Raw genomic sequence first — 17,376 nt, forward strand, 5'->3', positions numbered from 1 at the left:
ATCAGCCCTCGGCGGTCCGGTGCCGGCGGCGGCGCAGGACCAGCGTCGCGGCGACGGCGGCCACCACCACGATGCCCACCCCGACCACGGCGAACGCCACCCACGTCGTGCCGCCTGCCGATGATTCCGAGTCCTGCGCGTTGTCGTCGACCACCAGGACCGGTTCCTGACCGGACACCTGCAGGAGGGCGTCCCCGTTCAGTGACGGCCAGCGATCGGGGTCGGCGGCCAGCCAGTCGAGCAGGGCATCGAGGTCGGCGGCGTCCCGGGTGGAGGTCGCGACGAGGACGGTACGTCCGGCGTCGCGCGCCACCTGCAGTGAGCCGAAACGCACGGTCGGCGAGAGCAGGACCTCGGCGCGCTGACCGTCGGGATTGAGCACCGAGACCGTGCCGCCGTCGGCGGTCACCGGGAGCGAGAGGTCGGGCAGTCCCTCGCCGTCGGCCGCGATGACGACAGCCGGCGCGGACGAGGACATCGCGTCGTCGAGCGGCACCACGTCGACGCCGAGGCGCACCGCCGACAGTCGCTGCAGGCCGGACATGAGCGCCACGGCGCGGGCCACGTCATCGACGTCACCGGTCGTCCAGGCCAGCGAGTTGCGCGGCATCAGGGCCTGCGGCAGCGACGCGAACCCGGACGGCGTCGGCGGGTCGGCGACCTCGGATCGCACCTCGCCGGAGGAATCCAGGCTCAGCGAGCTACGCACTCCCGTTCCGCATTGTTCGCCGACGTCGCCGTGGTTGTAGGTGACGGTGACCTCGGTGTACCGCGTCAGCAGGTCGGCGGGTACGTCGACCCATGCGTCATAGCTGCCGGAGGCATCCGCGGGCCAGGACGCGATCACCCGGTCACCGATCGACACCGCGATCTGACCACCCATCGGGGTGTAGGTGCCCTTCAACTGCATCCGGATGTTCTTGGACGGCCGTCCCAGGCGGGTCTGGTCGATCCCGAACGAGATGGTCGGCCAGCCCGTCGCGGAGACGCGCTGGTCTCCGACGCCCAGTTCGGCCAGTGTGGTGACCTCGGGCGCGAGTTGCGGTGCGGCAAAGGGCGGTCCGGCGACCGCCGCGGAGCTGACGGCGATCGACGACAGATCGGAGGTGAGGAAGTCGACCTGGGTGGCGAGTTCGTCCTCGTTGCCGCCGATACGCAACACCGGCCAGCCGGCACCCGGGCCGAGGCTCAGGCCGTCGGGGAGATCCGAGTTGATGACCACCTGTCGTTCGAGCGGCTCGATCTCCTCGGTGGGTGCGGCGACACCGCGGGGCAGCGAACCGGTCTCGATCTCCACCGTCGCCGCACCGTAATTCGCGACCACCGCGGTGGCGAGCGAGACCGCGGCCGCGCCCTCGGCGGGCCGGACGTCGGCGGGCACGAAGATGGTCAGCTTGCGCAGGACCGGCGGCAGGAACTCGGCGACGCTGTTCGGCTCGGCTTCCCGGCCGCCGTAGGTGACCGTGGCGTTCTGGATGCGCAGGCCCGAGTCGGGATCGAACAGGCATGAGCCCGCGGTGCGCAGATAGGTCCGTAGCACGATGTCAGCGGCGTTGCGCTCCACGCGCACTCCGCGCAACGGCAGCGAGATCGGCGAGTTCACAGTCGGATTGATCGGCGTTCGGGAGATCAACCGGTCGTCCTGCAGCACGTCGATGTTCCCACCGGTGACGAACGCGGGATACTGCGTGACACCACGCAACTCGGTCGGCGTCAGATTCGGCGGGACGGCCAGCGACAGGCTCACCTCGCCCTGCTGACCGGGGAACGCGATGGTCGACGACGAGCCGAGATCCCGGAGGCTCAGCGGCGCAGGCGGATCACCGGGCGCCGCATCGGCCTGCGGGGCCGTCCACGCCCCCACCGATGCGACACCGGCCAGCAACAGGCCGGCCAGCAGTACCGCCGGCCCGCGACGTCGCGCCGCGTGCCCGCGCGCGCGGAATCTCCAGGACACGTGCATATGTCACCCTCCGAGTGACCCCCGTTGCCCGACCCAGTACCACCCCGTAGAAACCTATCGCACCGAACGTGGTGGCACATATTTTCGCGCGACCGCGCTCCCGATCCCCACGTCGCGCGCTCGGGCCGGTGGGTGCATCCGGTGGATCGATGCCATGTCGATTCGGGAACGACGCCACGAACCGCCACCCGACTCTGGGACCATGTCCTGCAGGTCGAGGTGTCCGGCGAACTCGAGGGAGCGCGATGCGACAGGTTCACGCCGGCGAACACGTCGACGGCGGCGTCTACGTCGACATCGCCGACGCGACCATCTGGCACTTCACGGCGGGCGAGGCGTACGGCCCGCCGACGGTGCTGCTCCACGGTCTGTTCGCCTCGGCGTCCTCGTGGGGAACCCAGATCCCCGCGTTCCTCGACGCCGGCCGACAGTTGTTCGTGCCCGAACGGTCCGGTCACGGTCACAGCCCCGACCTCCCGGGCGACTTCAGCATCGAGCGGATCGTCGAACGCACGATCGTCTATCTCGAGAGTGTCGTGGGCCGACCGGCCCATCTGGTGGGATGGGCCGACGGCGCCGCGGTCGCGTTGCTCGTCGCCCGCGAGCGGCCGGACCTGGTCGCGCGGCTGGTCGTCGTCGGTGGCTACCTCAACGCCGCAGGCCGGACCGCCGACGCCTTCATCGACCAGGTCACGCGGCGCGATCCGGTCACTATGGACTACCTGCGGATCTACTACGACACCACCTCACCCGACGGCCCCGAGCACTTCGACACGGTCTTCGACAAGGCGGCCCGGATGCTGACGACAGAACCGGAATGTGACGTCGCCGGGTTTGCGGGGGTCGAGGTGCCCACGCTCGTGGTGGTCGCCGACCGCGGTCTCGTCCGCCTCGAACACGCGCTGGAACTCGCCCGGACGTTGCCGCGCGGACGGCTGGCGGTCATCCCGGGCACCCACATCCTGCCGGTGGAGTCGCCCGAGTTGTTCAACCCGCTCGTCCTGTCGTTCCTCGCCGCCGACCCGCCGTCGGTGTGGGAGTTCGGGTGACCCTCAGGCCGGCGAGTGCACGCGGTACCACGCCTGGCGGCGCAGGGTGTCCGGGTCGGCCTCGACGTGGTCGGGGTCGTCGAGGACGAGGACCTTGCGGTCGGTCGTGGTGTAGGCGGGCCAGCCGAACCCCGGATCGCCGGTGCGGGCGAATCCGCCCCACCGCGTCTGGACGTTCTTCGTGACCCGCCCGGTGGCGGGCCAGTCCGCGAGGGCCAGACCCGCCCCCATCGGCGCCCGGTAGGCGCCGAAGACGCTGAACAGCTCGGTGGCGTGCGTGGCGCCGAAGCCCGTGGCCTCCAGCACCTTCGTCTGATAGTCGTAGCGGTACACGTAGGTCGGGGCCACCGTGCTGTGTCCGTCGGCGAAGGCGCTCATCGGCGCCCAGAAGATCGAGTCGCCGGCCAGCCGGATGCGGTCGCGGTCACCGTCCTCGTAGTGCGAGGCGATCTCGCGCCGAACCTCGTCGTCTTCCACCCGCATCAGCGTGCGTTCGGCGTCGGGCAGGACGTTCCACAGTTTGGCGAACAGCTTGCCCTCGTCGCGGTTGCTGCCGATCACGAGCGGTACCGGCTGGGTCAGCCCGGACGCGGCGGCGGCCAGCGGCGACCGTGGCAGCAGATCACCGTCGACCACGGGCGCGAACGGGATCGCACCGCCGGCGGTCTTGGCGGCGAATCGCATCAGCCGATTTCCCGCCGCCAGCAGCAACGCCGGATTGGGCGAGGTGAGCAGGCGTTGCGCGTGGACGGTGTCGACCGGCGGTTCATCGCGCTCGAGCGAGGTCGCACGTCGTTCCGGGTCGCGCAACAGGCGGACGAATTCGTCCGCGTAGATCGTCGCGGCGTCCTGTTCGACGATCAGCTCCGGAGCGGGGCTCTGCGCGATCGCGTGGTGGTACAGCCCGGTCGTCGAGGGTGCCGACAGCAGGGACAGCACCGACGTTCCTCCGGCGCTCTCGCCGAAGATGGTGACGTTCCCGGCGTCGCCGCCGAAGGCCTCGATGTTGTCCTGGACCCACTGCAGTGCCGCGATCTGGTCGCGGAGGCCGACGTTGGAGTCGAACGGTCGGTCGTCGGTGGCGAACTGGGCGAGATCGAGGAAGCCGAACGGACCGAATCGGTACTGGATCGTCACCACGACGACGTCCTGGGAACGGGCGAGGAAGGCGCCGTCGTAGAGCGGGGTGGCCGCCGTGCCCAGGATGAATGCGCCGCCGTGGATGAACACCATCACGGGCCGCGGCGTCGACGACGCGGTCTCGGGCGAGTAGATGTTCAACGTCAGGCAGTCCTCGGCCATCGGCGCGAACCTGCCCGGCGCGATGGCGGTGAACCGCTTCTCCTGGATGGCCGCCTTGGCCACCTTGGTGCAGTCGCGGACACCGGGCCAGTCGTGTGCGGGCTCCGGTGCACGGAACCGGCGGTGAGCCACCGGCGGTGCTGCGAACGGGATGCCTCGCCAGCTGATGGTCCCCTTGCGCAGCCGTTTCCCCCGGGCGCCCTCGACCACGCCGTTGCGGGTGGTCACCTTACTGTCGAGTAATGCCATACCCCCACCGTAGACGAAACGGGGACTCCGTCCACCGGGTCGCGTGGACACCCGTCGGCGGGCCGGCCCGGGCCGCCGACGCACCCCCTAAAATGCCCTCATGAGTTCCGCCGCGGCGCGCATCGACCTGAATGCCGACCTCGGCGAGGGCGTCGGCGACGACGCGGCGATGCTAGGCATCGTCACCAGCGCCAACGTGGCGTGCGGCTTCCACGCCGGCACCCCGGCCGACCTGCTCGCCACCTGCCGGGCCGCGGTCGCCGCGGGGGTCCGGATCGGCGCCCAGGTGTCCTACCCCGACCGCAGCGGCTTCGGGCGGCGGTTCATGGAGATGACGACCTCCGATCTCATCGCCGATCTCGTCTACCAGATCGGTGCGCTCGACGCGCTCGCCCGCTCGGTGGGAGGCGCCGTGACCTATGTGAAACCGCACGGCGCGCTGTACAACACGGTCGTCCACCACGCGCAGCAGGCCGATGCCGTGGTCACGGCGGTCGCCGGCGTCGACGCCCGACTGGCCGTCATGGGACTACCCGGATCGGAGGTGCTCGCACGGGCCCGACGTGCCGGCCTCGACACGATCACCGAGGCGTTCGCCGACCGCGCCTACACCCCGGAGGGCACCCTCGTGCCACGCGGAACCCGGGGTGCCGTGCTCTCCGACAGCGACGAGATCGCGCGCCGGGTCGTCAAACTCGTCACGACCGGCCGGATCGGCGCGATCGACGGCACGCTGATCGACGTGGACGCCGCGTCGGTCTGTCTGCACGGCGACACCCCGGGCGCTGTCGAACACGCACAGGCGGTGCGCGCCGCCCTCACCGCGGCCGGGATCGAGATCGGCATCACGCCGGCCTGACCGGCCGGGGGCGCTGCTACCGGCGTCGCTGGCGCGCGAACTCGGCGAGAACCACACCCGCGGCGACCGAGGCGTTCAGACTCTCGACGTCACCGGCCATCGGGATGGACAGGATCGAGTCGCAGCTCTCCCGGACGAGGCGGGACAACCCCTTGCCCTCCGACCCCACCACGATCACGGTGGGGCCACTGCCGTCGTAGTCGTCGAGCGTGACGTCGCCGTCCGCGTCGAGGCCGACGAGCTGCGCACCGGCGTCGGCCCAGTCCTTCAGCGTCCGTGTCAGGTTGGTGGCGCGGGCGACGGGTAGACGTGCCGCGGCACCGGCGCTGGTCCGCCACGCGACGGCCGTCACGCTCGCGCTGCGACGCGCCGGGATCACCACGCCGTGTCCGCCGAAGGCCGCGACCGACCGGATGACCGCGCCCAGGTTGCGCGGGTCGGTGATGTTGTCGAGGGCGACCAGCAGCGGCGGCGTGCCGCTCGCCTTGGCCTCGGCCATCAGGTCGTCGGGATGGGTGTACTGGTACTCCGGCACCTGCAGGGCGATCCCCTGGTGCATCCCGTTGGTGGACAGGCGGTCCAGTTCGGGCTTGCCGACCTCGAGGATGGAGATCGCCGAGTCGCCGGCGATCTTGACCGCCTCGGCGACCCGCTCGTCGGGTTCGGAGTTGGTGGCGATGTACAGCGCGGTGGCCGGCACACCCGCCCGGAGGCACTCCACGACCGGATTGCGACCCAGGACGTACTCCGGGCCCTCGTCCCGCGCCCGTGCCCCACTGCGGCCGGCCGCCGACTTCGACGCCGCCTTCGCCCGCTTGTGGGCCGGATGATACGGCCGGTCAACGGCTTTCGGCGTCGCACCGCGAGCCTCGAGTCCGCGGCGGCGCTGGCCGCCCGAACCGACGGTCTGCCCCTTCTTGGTGCCGTCCTTGCGGATCGCGCCCTTACGCTTGGAATTGCCTGCCATCACGCCTCACCCTTCAGAGCCCATTGCGCACCGTCGGGGGTGTCGGTGACCTCGATGCCGGCCTCGGCCAGTCGATCCCGCACCGCATCCGCGGTCGCCCAGTCCTTGGCGGCGCGCGCGTCTGCCCGCCGCTGTAATTCCGCACGCACCAGGACGTCGAGCGCCGAGGTGGCCGCCGACTCGTCGGCTACCCCCGTCCACCGATCGTCGAGGGGGTCGACGCCCAGGATGCCCATCATCGCGCGCACCGCGGAGGCCGCCGCGAGCGCGCCGGCGCCGTCGCCGGACTCGAGCGCGGTGTTGCCCTGCCGAACCACGTTGTGCACGACCGCGAGTGCTGCCGGGACGCCCAGATCGTCGTCGAGTGCGGCGGCGAACTCGGGATCGACGTCCCCGACGACCACCTCGCCCGCACGCGCGCCCACCCGTTCCACGAACGATTCGACGCGTCGGTAACCGGCGGCCGCCTCGGTGAGCGCACCCGGCGAGTACTCCAGCATCGAGCGGTAGTGCGCGCTGCCGAGGTAGTACCGCAGTTCGACGGCCCGGACACGCTGCAGCATCGCGGGGATCGACACCACGTTGCCCAGCGACTTGCTCATCTTCTCGCCGCCCATGGTCACCCAGCCGTTGTGTAACCAGTAGCGCGCGAACGGATCTCCCGCACCATGCGCCTGCGCGATCTCGTTCTCGTGATGCGGGAAGATGAGATCCATTCCCCCGCAGTGGATGTCGAACTCCGCACCGAGAAGTGAGGTGGCCATCGCCGAGCACTCGAGGTGCCAGCCGGGCCGGCCGGGTCCCCACGGTGTCGGCCAGGACGGCTCGTCGGGCTTGGCCGCCTTCCACAGGGTGAAGTCGCGGGGGTCACGCTTGCCGGTTCCCGCGCTCTCGCCCTGGTGCACGTCGTCGAGCCGGTGCCCGGACAGCGAGCCGTAGTCCGGCAGGCTCTGGACGTCGAAATACACGTTGCCGTCGGCGACGTAGGCGTGCCCACGCTCGATGAGCCGTTCCATGTACTCGACCATCTGGGTGACGAAGCCGGTCGCGCGGGGTTCCGCCGACGGGGCCAGCACTCCCAGCGCGCGGTAGGCGTCGTCGAAGGCGCGCTCGTGCGTCGCGGCCCACTCCCACCAGGGCCGGCCGGCGTCCGCGGCCTTGCGGAGGATCTTGTCGTCGATGTCGGTGACGTTGCGGACGAACAGGACGTCGAGCCCCTTGTGGGTCAGCCAGCGTCGGAGGATGTCGAAGGCGATGCCGCTGCGCACGTGACCGATGTGCGGCACACCCTGCACCGTCGCCCCGCACAGGTACACCGACGCCTGGCCTGGGTGCAGCGGCACGAAGTCGCGCACCTCTCGGGAATCGGTGTCATACAGGCGCAGGGTCACGACCGGCAATCCTACCGGACCCTGACCTGGCCACCGACGGCCCGAGCCGCAGGTGCGTACACCTCATGCACGTTCGCCGGAGGCGGCGACCGGCTCGGCCGTCCGCGCGACGACCGCGGCGACCAGCGAGCGCATCTCGTCGAGGATCGTGCCCAGAACGGCCACCGCACGCTCGGTGTGCGGATACCGCACCCGGACGTGGATACCGTCGGAATCCCGCCAGAACCACCACTGCGCGGTGTCGGTCGGCTTGGAGCTGGAGACCTGTTCGGCCCGGACCCCGGGATGCGGACCGGGAAGCCGCGTGTAGTCGACGTAGGACATCATGAACACGTCGCTGCGACGGTGGCGGAGCCGATGACCGAAGGCGGCGTAGACCGGCGTCAGGCCGATCTCCGCCAGCGGCAGGGCCGCGGCAAGCCGTGCGGTGTTGACGGGCAGGGCTTCGAGCAGATCGTCGCCGGCGGTGATCAGCAGCGGGGCGTTGCCGACCGACCAACCGACACACCCGGGTCCGGCGCCGGTGCCGGTGGGCACCACGGTTGCCACCTCGGCGGGTCCGCCGATCGACTTCACCGCCTTGGCCGCGCACGTGAGGATCGCGGGGTACGTCCGCCCGCCGTGCCGATGGACCTCGGAACTGAACGCCCGGGCCGAGTCACCGGGCAGCAGGGTCGTCACCATCGTGCGCATCTCGGCGGCGGCACCCGCCGGTACACCGAGGTCGACGGGGAACTCCGGGACCTGCCAGTCGGTCGCGGCGAGGAACTGTTCCCACTCCCCCAGTCGGGCGTCGTCGGGGGTCACCGCCGCCTCGTGCCCGGCCACCCGACGCAGCGCGTCCAGGCCGGACTCCGCGGGCGCCGGCGCCGCTCCGGCGAGCAGTTCGCAGATCTCCGAGGACAGCAGTGCCATCGACCGCGCGTCGACATAGCAATGGTCGAAGCCGCACACGAGTGTCGTGCTCGACGACCTCCGGACGGCGGCCAGAAAGTGCGGCATCGGCTCGAACGGGTTGCAGGTCGCCGTGATCCGCTCGGCCAGCGCGGCCGCGAACGTCGCGGGTCCGAGTCCGGCATCCGCCTCGTGCGAGCCCTCCGTCATGTCGACGCCGCCATGGCTCAGTCGCTGATAACCGGCGTCGGTCGCGGTGTAGTGGCAGCGCAGGACGTCATGGCGGGCGATGACCGTCGACACGACCGCGCCCAGACGGCCCAGGTCGATCCGCTCGGGGAAGTCGAGCGTGAGCGCGATCCAGCCGGGCTGCCCCTGCGCGATCGAGTCCAGATGGAACCGTTCGTTCTCCGACACGGGCACATTCGCCGGCGCCGCGGATCCCGCCGGTACCGGAAGCCAGCGAACCAGTTCCCCCGGTTCGACCTCCCATGTCTCCGAACTCGAGAGCTTCACCGCACGGTCTCCTCGCTCGCGTAGTCGTTCAGGATGGCGCCGACACGTGCGAGGTGTTCGACGACCGATGCGCGCGCGACCTCGTTGTCGGGGAGATGGCACCGGACGACGAGACCCGCCGGAGTCCGTGTGAACCAGAGGTTGGCATTCCGGGTGGGGCCGACGCCGCTCGAGGTCTGCATCGTCGCCAGTGCCGGGTCGTCGCCGATCGGCAACCGGGCCAGATCGGTGTAGGACACCATGTACGGGCTGCCGTCGAGGCCCCGGAAGACGCCCTCGGCGGCGAGGATCGCCAGGACCCCGTGCGCGGGTGCCGAACTCGCGTTCCGAGCGGCGCGAACGCTGTTCCCGGCCGTGCGCACGACATCGTCGAACGTCGCTCGGTCGCCGGCGGGGAGGTCGACCACGATCGGTGCGAAATTGCACAACCAGCCCTGGGTCCACGCGCTCCCGGCGTCGCGGGTGGCCAGCACCGTGGAGACGAAGAAGCGTGACTCCCCGGTGATCTCGCGATGCCGCACGGCCAACGCCGCGTAGAGAAGGCCGGCGAACCCGCCACCGGTGGCCGCCAGTCGGGCGTCGCAGCGCGCCAGCGCATCGGGGTCGAGCAGCCACTGTTCCACCGCGACCGCGGGAACCGGGGCGGCGTCATCGGCGAGACCGAGGTCGAGAGGGCACAGCGGTGCGCGACCGTCGTTGTCCGCCAAGGGCTCCCGCCACACGGCCACTCGGTCGTCGTCGGCGGCGAGGGCGGCCGCAGCCGACCGTTCGGCGAGGATCGCAGGTCCGAATGCGCCCGGTACAGGCAGATCAGCCCCCGCACCGTCCCGGTGCGCCCGGTACAGGGCGGTGATCTCGGTCAGCGCGAGCACCGACGAATATCCGTCGCCGTGCGCGTGATCCGTGGCGGCGAAGAAGGTGAACCCGGCGTCGTCGACCGTCGCCGCCCACCACGAACCCGGAACCAGTTCCGCGCGAGCACATTCCGATGCTCGACGACCCACCCACGACCCGACGTCGGCGTCGTCGACCAGGAGGGGCTCGGTGCCGGCGACCTCGATCACGAACTCCCGCGGCGGGCTCACCCAGCGCTCGGGGCCATCGGGTCCCGGCCGGTAGTGGGCGCGGAGCTCCTCGTGCCGACGGACGAACTCGGTGAGCGCCGCGGCCATCGCCCCCTCGTCGAGCGGGTCGTCGAATCGCAGTGCGGCGAGCAGGAATCCGGTGTGCATCTCACCGCGTCGCCGCTTGTCGCCCATCGTCGCCACGTGATCGGACTGCAGGAACGACACCCCGGTACCCCAGCGCTGCGCGGCTCGGCCCACGCGTCCGGCATCGCGCAGTGCCCATTCGACGGTCCGACCGCCGGTGAGACGCCCGCGAAGCGGCACGACCACCGAGCCCGGGGTACCGAACCGGGGCGTGGCGAATCGGGGGGTGGCGAACCCGGGCCGCAGCGCGCCGGTCATCAGCTTCCGAGAACGGCCGTCGACCCTCCGGTGTGCACGCCGGCGGGCACGGACTCGACCGCTCGATAGGTGTACTCGCAGTCACCGTCGGCGACGATCTTCTTCAGGATCGCCTGGAACGTGGAGAGGAACACCTCGACGGCCCCGGCGTTCTCGTCGGCCGGGAATCGTGCGGACACGTTCACGCCGGTCGGGATCCGGTTGATCCAGAAGTAGACCTCGTCGGCGTCGCGCGTCGCGCTGCGCAGCACCCGCGCCTGGCGCGGGGTCCACTCCGCCGCACCCTCGGCGTGCCGGAGATCGATGTACGACACGACGAAACCGGGCGGCGTCACGTCGCCGCCGATCAGTTCGGCCACCGGCGCGAACGGAGCCGCCCCCACGGCCTTGTACTGCGCGGAGGTGGCCGCCACCGTCGTCAGGGCGTCGGTGAACCTCGCCGGGCGGCCGGGCCGGACCGCGACCGGGATGATGCCGACGAACCAGCCGACGGCTTCGCCCCACTCGATGGCGTTGCGGGTGTGCACCGGCCCGATGAAGCGAAGATCGGCGCTACCCGACAGGGCGGCGGAGGTCATCGACAGCGCGGTGTAGATCCCGGCCGTCATCGACGACCCGGCCCCCTTGCAGACGGCGTCGAATCGCTTGGTGTCCGCGGCATCGAGCAACCAGTGCGACAGAGTCGCCTGGAACCCGTTCTCCGGCAGTCGCTCCGAGACGATGGTGCGCGGCGAGTCGGACGGGACCTCGAACCGCGGGAAACGCGGGATCGGCTCGGGTTGCACCGCGGTCGGGGTGTCGTCGAAGAAGTCGCGCCACTGGCTGACCGCGGCGTTGTTCGCGTCGATCTGCTCGCCGAGCCTGCGTTCGGCGTCGCTGAAGTCGAGGTAGCTGCCGAAGTCGTTGAGCGCGTGCGGTTCACCCGTCACCTCGGCGGCGTAGAGCGCGGTGAGCTCGCGGATGGCGAACACCTGCGTGTACGCGTCCATCACGGTGTGGTCGGCCGCGAACACCAGCAGGAACCCGCTGTCGTCGCCGGTCGGCTCCACCGTCACGGCGATGCAGTGCGGCCAGCTGAGCGGGGTGACCGTGCGGTTGAAGTAGTCGATGACCAGGTCGGAGACCTCGCCGGCGGGCAGGTCGGCCCCGAAATCCCGCTCGCGCACGGTGATCGCGTCGGCGGCAACGGTGATGCGGGTCAGGTCGCCCTGCGGATGATCCGGCTCGTGGACGCGCACCGAGGTCCGGAATGCCTCATGGCGGCGATACCAGGCGATGATCGTGCGGGACAGTGCTTCCCGATCCAACCGATGTTCGATCCGGAACGCCGTGCCGATCCACTGGCTGTACCACTCCGAACCCTCGCGGACGGCCCGGCGGGCGTGCTCGAGATGCATGTAGGACAGCTGGCGTGAGTCCGTCTGCCATTCCTCGGCGTCGACCTGCGGCTCCCAGGCGGTGACGGTGCCGCCGGGCATCGAATAGTCGGTCAGCTCGGTGTATTCCATTGCAGTCCACCTACCTTCTGTCGTCTACGAGCGCCATCGGCGCGGGTGTTCGGATGTGTTCAGGAGTGTGTGCGGTACGGGGATTTCACAGACCCAGTCCGCGTCGGAGGGTCGGCCAGCTCTCGCGTTGCTGATCGACCCAGTAGGGCCACGAATGCGTGCCGGGGTCGACGTAGCGGATGGTCGCCGGAACGTTCAGCTGATCGAGTCGGGCGTCCAACTGCTGCGTGCACCAGAGGGAGCCGACTTCGATGGCACCGCCGATGACCTGGCGGTCGGTCGGATTCTCGTTGCCCGGATAACCCGGCGCGTCGTACCGGCCGGCGCGGCCCGTTCCGGTGGAGACGTAGACCGTCGACCCGCGCAGGTTGGCCGCCTTGGCGACGACGTCGTGCTCGGCCCAGGCCGGATCGCCCGGCGGGCCCCACATGTTGTCGGCGTTGCCGCCGAAGGCTGCCACGATCCCCCGGGGGTAGGCCTGACCGGCCGGACCCGTGGTGGTGAAGCAGCCGCTGTAGGCCGCCACCGCGTCGTAGAAGCCCGGGTTGCGGACCGCGAGTACAAGCGCGGCACCGGCACCCATGGACAGACCGGCGATCCCGCGGACACCGTTGCCGTCGAAGCGCTCGTCGATCAGGGACGGCAGTTCCCGCGTGAGAAATGTCTCCCACTTGTAGCGCCCGAGCGTCGGGTCGTCGCGTTGCCAGTCGGTGTAGAAGCTGCCGTCACCCGCGATGGGCATGACGACGTTGACGTTCTTGTCGGCGTAGAACCCGGCCACGTCGGTCTTGAGTGTCCAGATGCTGTTGTTCGGGTCCTCTTCGTTGAGACCGCCGAGCAGATACAGCGACGGACGCGGCCCGGATTCGGCGCGTGGCGTCACGACCTGCACCTTGATCGTCTTGTCCATCGCGGCGGAGTACACGTCGAGAAGATGCGTGTGGGGACCGTCGGGGACGGACCGCTCGATCACGGGGCGTTCCGGCGCCGCTGTCGCCGGGGCGGCGGCGAGCGAACCGGCGACACCGAGCACCGCCGTCATGGCTGCGACAGCGACGAGGCTGCGATGCGTTCCGCGGCGATGAGATGTTCGGCGGGAAATACCCGTCATGTCGTCGCGTCCTCCGAGTTCTGCGGGAAAGTCATCTTCTGACAAGGCTTTCGGGGCTGACAGACGTCATGGCAGCACCCCGGCGGGTCTCACGATGGTCACGACAGTAACCGGATCGAACCCGAATTGATAGTTCGGCTAGCTAATCGTGTACTAGCAAACCGCTCCTCAACGATCGCGAGTCAAGTGACGCAGTGCGACCTGTGGTAAGAAGCCTGCGGCGTCCGGGGCGCTGTCGACACCCGTCTCCTGGCCTAGGGTTGGCTAACCTTAGCATGGCCCGGACGCCGGGACCGACCTCGACCGACGCCGACGTGCATCACCAACGGCGTGCATCCATCAACAGCAGGGCAGACATGAACTTCGCATCGCTGGTCCGCCACGACGAACAGTCGTCGCCGGGACCCGTCGTCGACCGGCTGACGGCCGATGACGACCTCTTCGTCCGGATGGATGTCGTCCTCGGTCTTCCCGTCGTGAATCAGACACTGTGGCGGTTTCCGGGCTCCGTCGATGTCGACACCATCACCGCGCTGGGCCAGAAGCTGCGATACGGACGCCTGAGCCGGCTCGTCACACGACATCGGGGGCCCGGCCGCGCGTATTGGCGCTACACCCCGGAAGCCGGCGCGGTCGAGGTGCAGGACGACCCGGTACCCGCAGGCGACGAAGAGGCATGGGGCCGGACCCAGGCCGACGCGCCGCTCGACTTCGAGAAGGGGCCGGCCTGGCGGCTCGTCGTCGCACGGGCCGCCGCCGACGACTCCGTGCTGGTCTCGCTCATCATCTCCCATGTCATCGCCGACGGCGGGACCGGCGCGGTGGCGGTCATCGAGGCCATCCACGGCCTCGACTATGTCCACGGTGCCGAACCCGGCCTGGTCTCCGACGTCCGGGATGCCGCCGATCTGCTGTGGACCGCCGGCCGGACCGCGGTGCGGATCTGGCGCGCGAGTCGCTCCACCCCGCCGGCGTCGCCGGTGCGCGTGACCGGTCGGCCGGCACCCGGGACCGACGTCTCCGACGCCGAGACCGCACCGAACGTCACGATCCTGATCCCGCAGGCGGACTACACCGCGGCAGCCACGACGCGGGGCGGCACCGACAACAGCCTGTTCGCCGCCCTCATGGTCGGCGTCCTGGAACGCAGCGGCCGCGTGTCGCCCGGTGACGTCGTCCCGGTGTCGCTGCCCGTCTCGTCCCGGACGCTCGATGACCGGCGCGCGAATGCCAGCTCGGGCGCAACGGCTTTCGTCGAGGTGGACCCGCAACGCTACGACGACCTCACCGCGGTGCGCACCGCCTGCAAGGACGCCTACGGACGACTGGCCGCGAACTCGGGCGCCGTTGCGCAACGGGCCGTCGTGCTGCAGGCGCTGAGCAAGCCGATCACACGACGCCTCGCATCGAACGTGACCACGCCGCTGTGTCTGGCGTCGAACGTCGGCCAGGCACCCGACGAGTTCGCGACCCTCGGCACCGGAACGCCCGGGGCACTGTCGATCCGGGCGATCACCGCCACCGGTGACCCGGCACGGCTGCGGGACCGCAAGGGCGGCATCAGCGGGTGGCTCGCGGTCAACGACGACCAAGTGATGTTCAGCGTCAGCTCTCTGGACCCGGTCCGCATTCCCGACACCGCATCCCTGCGGACCCTCGTCACCGACGAGCTCGCCGCCTGGGGAATCTCCGGAAAGTCCTGGGGCGCATGAGGTTCGCTTTTGCGGTGCACGGCAGCCGCGGGGACATCCAGCCGGCCATCGCCCTCGGTGCCGAGCTCACCCGACGCGGACACGAGGTACGGCTCGCCGTGCCGGAGGACCTGGTCACCATGACCGCTGCCTCGGGTCTGCCGACGCAGGTCCTCGCCCCCTCCACGGCTGAACTCCTGGCCAGTCCCCTGGTGAAAGAGCGTCTGAAGTCGAAGAATCCGCGCGTGCACCTGCGGGCACTCGGCGAAGTCGCCGAACACGGACGCGCGACATCCGAGCGGGTGATGGCCGAACTCGCCGACGCCTCTGATCTGCTCGTCACCGCTCCACTCGCCCAGGACCGCGGCGAGGCCATCGCCCAGAGTCGGGGCATCCCGTTCGTGCCGTTGCACTACTGTCCGTTGCGCCCCAACGGAAGTCTCGACGTCCGCTACCGCCACCATCCCCGGCCCGTCTCCCGGGCCATGTGGTCTCTCGCCGATCGCACGTACTGGCTGACGGTGCGCGGCGCCGACCGGCGACTCCGCGACCAGCTCGGCCTACCGGCGGTGAAAGGCCCTCTCGGGCAACGGCTTCGAGCACGCGGTGTGCCGGAGATCCAGGCCTACGACACCGCGTTCTACCCGGGTCTCGCCGAGGAGTGGGGTGCACAGCGCCCGCTGGTCGGATTCCTGTTGCCCGACACCGCGACCCGTCACGCGATGTCGGCCGGCACCGACGCCACGGGGTCCGCACTGGACTGGATCGCCGACGGCGAGCCGCCTGTCTACGTCGGTTTCGGCAGCATGAAGATCACCGACGAGCAGATCACCGGCATCGTGACGACTCTCCTCGGTCGCGGCCTCCGCGTGATCGGGCACACCGAACACGAGCTGCCACAGGACGATCGACTTCTGCACGTCGCCGGCCCCGTCGACCACGAAGTCCTGCTGCCGCGATGCCGCGGCGCGGTCCATCACGGTGGTGCGGGCACCACCGCGGCTGCGACCCGGGCGGGAATCCCATCTGTCATCGCCTGGCTGAGTGCCGACCAGCCGATGTGGGCGGCCGCCCTACGCAGAGCGAACGCCGGAGCGGGCAATCGTCTCGCCCGATTCGGTCCGGACGATCTCGACCCGCTCACCGATCCCGCGATCGCGGCAGGCGCCGCGCGGCTGGCCCAACGCCTGACCCCGCCGGCCGCGGCGGTCGACCGGGCCTGCGACATCCTCCTGGCCGCAGCGGGTTAGCCCGCGGCGTCCAGCAGGGCGGTCGCCACCGCGGCGATCCCCTCGCCGCGGCCGGTCATGCCCAGCCCGTCGGTGGTCGTCGCCGACACCGAGACCGGTCCGCCGAGCGCGTCGGAGAGCACCTGTTGCGCCTCGGCGCGGCGCGGCCCGATCTTGGGTCGGTTGCCCACGACCTGGACGGCCGCGTTCACGACGCGCAGTCCCTCCGCCTCGACGAGTGTTCGCACATGGGTGAGCATCTGCACGCCCGAGACACCCTCCCACTCCGGACGACCTGTCCCGAACACCGAACCCACGTCGCCGAGACCCGCGGCCGAGAGCACCGCGTCGCACAGCGCGTGCGCACCGACATCACCGTCGGAGTGCCCTTCGCACCCGGGTTCGTCGGGAAAATTCAGGCCGACCATCCAGCACTGGGCGGACGGGTCGACGCGGTGGGCGTCGGTTCCGATGCCGACCCGCATCATCGACCCACCACATCTCGCACGATGCGCAGGTCCCAGGGTGTGGTGATCTTCATGGCAAGTGGGTCTCCGGGGACGAGGTGGACGTCGATTCCGATTCTCTCGGCGAGACCGGCGTCGTCGGTGGCGAGACCGAAGGCATCGGCATGAGCTCGCAGGAGAGTGTCGCGGGTGAATCCCTGCGGCGTCTGGACGGCGCGCAACTCGTCGCGGTCGACGGTTCGGGTCACGCGCTCGAGGCCGCCCGGGACCGACACGACCTGTTTGAGGGTGTCGACGACGGGAATCGCGGGGACGACAGCCGGATGCCCGGAGCGAACCGCGTCCACCACGTCGACGAAGACACGTGCGGGAGTGAGCGGCCGGGCGGCGTCGTGCACGAGCAGGGTGCCGGCGTCACCGGCTGCGGCGATCCCGGCACGCACCGACTCGGACCGATGAGCGCCACCGGCGACGACGCGGACACCGGGAAGCAGCATGCGAGCCCGCTCGATGAGGTCGGCGGGCACCACGACCACGACCGATGCCCCCAACGCCGCGGGGATGTTCTCGACGCACCGTTCGATGATCGTGCGGCCACAGAGATCGACGAAGGCCTTGGGTACCGGCTCGCCGAGCCGGGTCCCCGACCCGGCGGCCGGGATGATCACGCACACGTCAGCGCCGGATCGCTCCGGCGTGGGGGTCACTGAG

The 17,376-nt window shown here is 70.3% G+C and carries 14 protein-coding genes; 4 read left to right on the forward strand and 10 right to left on the reverse strand.

The features are described from left to right. Position 1: 1 nt before the first annotated feature. Complete coding sequence (locus AB4Z55_RS22845; protein ID WP_369520603.1) at positions 2–1,963, reverse strand: hypothetical protein; 1,962 nt, start codon at positions 1,961–1,963, stop codon at positions 2–4. 245 nt (positions 1,964–2,208) lie between these two features. On the opposite strand from AB4Z55_RS22845, the gene AB4Z55_RS22850 reads away from it, so the two are divergent. Continuing rightward, positions 2,209–3,012 (forward strand): alpha/beta fold hydrolase, encoded by an 804-nt coding sequence (locus AB4Z55_RS22850; RefSeq protein WP_101820094.1) that lies wholly within the window; start codon positions 2,209–2,211, stop codon positions 3,010–3,012. 3 nt (positions 3,013–3,015) lie between these two features. On the opposite strand, the gene AB4Z55_RS22855 is transcribed toward AB4Z55_RS22850, so the two are convergent. Next, entirely contained in the window at positions 3,016–4,563 is a 1,548-nt protein-coding gene (locus AB4Z55_RS22855) for a carboxylesterase/lipase family protein (protein WP_101820093.1), read from the reverse strand. A gap of 100 nt (positions 4,564–4,663) precedes the next feature. Between AB4Z55_RS22855 and AB4Z55_RS22860 the strand changes: the two genes are divergently transcribed. After that, positions 4,664–5,422 carry a LamB/YcsF family protein gene (locus AB4Z55_RS22860; protein ID WP_369520604.1) on the forward strand — a complete coding sequence of 253 codons (759 nt, stop codon included), beginning with the start codon at positions 4,664–4,666 and terminating at the stop codon, positions 5,420–5,422. Positions 5,423–5,438: 16 nt separating this feature from the next. Here the strand turns inward: AB4Z55_RS22860 and rlmB are convergent, their stop codons facing one another. The 6 genes from rlmB to AB4Z55_RS22890 all read right to left on the reverse strand — a co-directional run bounded on the left by rlmB (position 5,439) and on the right by AB4Z55_RS22890 (position 13,209). After that, positions 5,439–6,389, reverse strand: coding sequence for a 23S rRNA (guanosine(2251)-2'-O)-methyltransferase RlmB (gene rlmB / locus AB4Z55_RS22865; protein ID WP_004020893.1), 951 nt, complete (start codon positions 6,387–6,389; stop codon positions 5,439–5,441). Next, a complete protein-coding gene (gene cysS / locus AB4Z55_RS22870) occupies positions 6,389–7,780 on the reverse strand; it encodes a cysteine--tRNA ligase (protein WP_369520605.1) in 1,392 nt (463 codons plus the stop codon). The genes rlmB and cysS overlap by 1 nt, the downstream gene beginning before the upstream one ends. 63 nt (positions 7,781–7,843) lie before the next feature. Continuing rightward, positions 7,844–9,190, reverse strand: a complete 1,347-nt coding sequence (locus AB4Z55_RS22875; protein WP_369520606.1) for a condensation protein — start codon at positions 9,188–9,190, stop codon at positions 7,844–7,846. Beyond that, positions 9,187–10,659: an acyltransferase gene (locus AB4Z55_RS22880; RefSeq protein WP_369520607.1), complete on the reverse strand. Its 1,473-nt coding sequence runs from the start codon at positions 10,657–10,659 to the stop codon at positions 9,187–9,189. Before AB4Z55_RS22880 ends, AB4Z55_RS22875 begins: the two co-directional genes overlap by 4 nt. Next, a complete protein-coding gene (locus AB4Z55_RS22885; RefSeq protein ID WP_369520608.1) occupies positions 10,659–12,167 on the reverse strand; it encodes a condensation domain-containing protein in 1,509 nt (502 codons plus the stop codon). Before AB4Z55_RS22885 ends, AB4Z55_RS22880 begins: the two co-directional genes overlap by 1 nt. An 85-nt stretch (positions 12,168–12,252) precedes the next feature. Next, positions 12,253–13,209, reverse strand: a complete 957-nt coding sequence (locus tag AB4Z55_RS22890) for an alpha/beta hydrolase (protein ID WP_369521049.1) — start codon at positions 13,207–13,209, stop codon at positions 12,253–12,255. A gap of 425 nt (positions 13,210–13,634) precedes the next feature. Between AB4Z55_RS22890 and AB4Z55_RS22895 the strand changes: the two genes are divergently transcribed. Together AB4Z55_RS22895 and AB4Z55_RS22900 are read left to right on the forward strand one after the other, a co-directional pair. Beyond that, positions 13,635–14,990: a hypothetical protein gene (locus tag AB4Z55_RS22895; protein ID WP_369521050.1), complete on the forward strand. Its 1,356-nt coding sequence runs from the start codon at positions 13,635–13,637 to the stop codon at positions 14,988–14,990. Further along, positions 14,987–16,219 (forward strand): nucleotide disphospho-sugar-binding domain-containing protein, encoded by a 1,233-nt coding sequence (locus AB4Z55_RS22900; RefSeq protein WP_369520609.1) that lies wholly within the window; start codon positions 14,987–14,989, stop codon positions 16,217–16,219. The genes AB4Z55_RS22895 and AB4Z55_RS22900 overlap by 4 nt, the downstream gene beginning before the upstream one ends. Here the strand turns inward: AB4Z55_RS22900 and ispF are convergent. Beyond that, entirely contained in the window at positions 16,216–16,683 is a 468-nt protein-coding gene (ispF, locus tag AB4Z55_RS22905) for a 2-C-methyl-D-erythritol 2,4-cyclodiphosphate synthase (protein ID WP_033205341.1), read from the reverse strand. The two genes, AB4Z55_RS22900 and ispF, sit on opposite strands and share 4 nt — an antisense overlap. Then, entirely contained in the window at positions 16,683–17,372 is a 690-nt protein-coding gene (gene ispD, locus AB4Z55_RS22910) for a 2-C-methyl-D-erythritol 4-phosphate cytidylyltransferase (protein WP_369520610.1), read from the reverse strand. Before ispD ends, ispF begins: the two co-directional genes overlap by 1 nt. Positions 17,373–17,376 lie beyond the last annotated feature (4 nt).

Source organism: Gordonia sp. ABKF26 (assembly GCF_041103195.1).
GTDB lineage: Bacteria > Actinomycetota > Actinomycetes > Mycobacteriales > Mycobacteriaceae > Gordonia > Gordonia terrae.